We start from the raw sequence: 754 nt of genomic DNA on the forward strand, positions 1-754 counted from the left end.
CGACAATTGCGTTTCCACCATCTTGCGACGGGTGATGTTGCGCGTCATGCCCAAAATGCCGATCAGGTCACCGGCCTGATTTCGTACCGGTGATTTGATGGTTTCCAGCCAAGTTGGGTTGTTGTTTTCATCAATTTGGCGACACTCTTCAACGATGTTCTGTGTGCCAGTAGCGACCACTAATCGGTCGGCATCAATGAATTTTTCCGCGCGTTCGGCGCTGAAAAGGTCAAAGTCGTTCTTCCCGACAATGTCATCGTTAGACTTTTTCCACGCCTGTTCTACGCTGCGGTTAGTCATGGCGTACAGACCATCAGTGGTTTTGATCCAGATGTGGTCATCCAGACAATCGATGAATTCTTGCAGCGTTGGTAGTGGCTTGTTGGCGTGTGAGTGATGACGTTTGAGCTCTTGATGATAATGCTGGCTAACATCAAAACTGATGCGGCCTGCCAGTGCGCTCAGCCACGCAGAAACGGTTTGCTTTTGCTGCGTTGAGTGCGTCAACGTCACAACGGCAAACAGCTCCTCATTCGGTAGCCATACTGGGCAAAGACTCAGGTTTTCATCATCAAATTGTGAGCAAACTACGTCAAAGTGCGGCGCGGAAAATTGCGCGCAGTTTTGCTCAATCATCGCCACAATGGCGCGGTGATTTTGTGGCGAGGTGGATACCTCACTGGATAGCCATTGTTTGGTGTAGCTCAGGGTATAAAGTTGTCCCTGAGCTTGAGTGGCATCACAGCATTGCTGC

The 754-nt window shown here is 50.1% G+C and carries 1 protein-coding gene; it reads right to left on the minus strand.

All coding sequences use genetic code 11. The features are described from left to right. The coding region (locus R8N49_RS26740; protein WP_318190400.1) for a PAS domain-containing protein at positions 1 to 754 on the minus strand (754 nt) is incomplete at both ends.

The sequence above is a fragment of the Vibrio sp. 1978 genome, from assembly GCF_033344345.1.